The 1,307-nt window shown below is 65.3% G+C and carries 2 protein-coding genes; one reads left to right on the forward strand and one right to left on the reverse strand.

Translation table 11 applies throughout. The features are described from left to right. The first annotated feature begins 84 nt into the window (after positions 1–84). Positions 85–273, forward strand: coding sequence for a hypothetical protein (locus GYA94_RS26820; RefSeq protein WP_029886312.1), 189 nt, complete (start codon positions 85–87; stop codon positions 271–273). Positions 274–277: 4 nt separating this feature from the next. Here the strand turns inward: GYA94_RS26820 and GYA94_RS26825 are convergent, their stop codons facing one another. Beyond that, positions 278–925: a YceH family protein gene (locus tag GYA94_RS26825; protein ID WP_161893470.1), complete on the reverse strand. Its 648-nt coding sequence runs from the start codon at positions 923–925 to the stop codon at positions 278–280. Positions 926–1,307 lie beyond the last annotated feature (382 nt).

The following is a 1,307-nucleotide window of genomic DNA, read 5'->3' on the forward strand; positions in this document are numbered from 1 at the left end:
CCCGCTCCCACAGGGGCCAGCGCTCGCAAGGCATCAAACCTAGGCTGTCTATGCTTACGGCATCCACCCTCAGGAAGCCGTATCATGACGCTGATCAGCCGCGAACCCTGGTGGCTAGTCCCGCCCAAGCCCGGTCAGACGGAGCAGGACCTGCATTGGGGTTACCTGGAAATCTACGCCGACGGTCGCACCGTATTCGTCGACCAGCGCCCCAGCGACCGGGAGCTGGCCGAGCGCAAAAGCTGCCGCAACTTCCCCGACCCCGAGCCGTGACCGCCTAGCCTTCCAGGTCTGCCAGGCGCGCTTCCAGCGCTGCGATGCGGGCTTCAAGCGCTTCGATACGCTCCTCCGACACGCTGCTGCCACTGCTGCGCTGGCCGCCCTCCTGCTGACGTGCAGCCAGGATCGCCTCGATCTCCGCCGGGTCGCCCAACGCATGGGTATAACGGTCTTCGCGCTGGCCCGCCTGGCGTGGCAGGTGCAAGGCCAGGTCGCGCGAGATCAGGCGCTCCAGCTGGTGCTGGATCTGCTCGGTGTCGTCGAAATCATGCAGGCGGTTGCTGCGGGTCAGCAGTTCGTTGAGGGTCTGCGGGCCGCGCAGGAACATCAGGCCCATCAGCACCAGTTGCGCCGGTACCAGCTCCAGGGCCTTGTCCACCCGCTGCTCCCAGCGATCGGCGCGGCTGCCCATCTGCAGGCGGGTCATGCCCTGCGCTTCAAGGTTGCGCAGGGCCTGGCCGACCTGGCCCGGGGTAAGGTTCATGACGGGCTCGCGGCTGGTCTTCTGGTTGCAGGCCAGGACCAGGGCGTTGAGGGTCAGCGGGTAGCTCTCCGGGCTGGTGGCCTGCTTTTCGATCAACGCGCCGAGGACACGGATCTCGGTGCTGCTCAAGCGGCCTGCACCGGCGGTTTCGTATTCTGACATGGCCCTGTCTCATTACTGGGGAAAGGCCACTAGGGTAGGTAATGCCATCGTGTAAGGCAATTGCGGCTGCTGGTGAGAGCGGGTGAACCCGCTCCGGCCAGCAGCCCGAAGAAAATCAGGCGCTACGCCTAATGCCGGTCAGTCAAGACGCGGGGATGCAGCCCATCGCCGGCAAGCCAGCTCCCACAGGGATCGCCTTAGGGCTGACAGGTGTTTGCCACAAGGTATGGCAGCGCCTGTTAGAGCGAGCGCCGCCCGCGCGGCGCAATCGCGAGCTGCGCTCGCTCCTACGTTTGTTTCGGGCCAATTATTCCTGTGGGATTCGCGCGCGAACGCCTTGGTGCATGCCTCAATATCGCGCCGTACAAACAAGGCGGCCGCG

The sequence above is a fragment of the Pseudomonas juntendi genome, assembly GCF_009932375.1.
GTDB lineage: Bacteria > Pseudomonadota > Gammaproteobacteria > Pseudomonadales > Pseudomonadaceae > Aquipseudomonas > Aquipseudomonas juntendi.

Excerpts from the sequence above, each read along its gene's own strand:
- GYA94_RS26820 (WP_029886312.1), top strand. The coding sequence starts at position 85 with ATGACGCTGATCAGCCGCGAACCCTGGTGGCTAGTCCCGCCCAAGCCC.
- GYA94_RS26825 (WP_161893470.1), bottom strand. The coding sequence starts at position 925 with ATGTCAGAATACGAAACCGCCGGTGCAGGCCGCTTGAGCAGCACCGAG.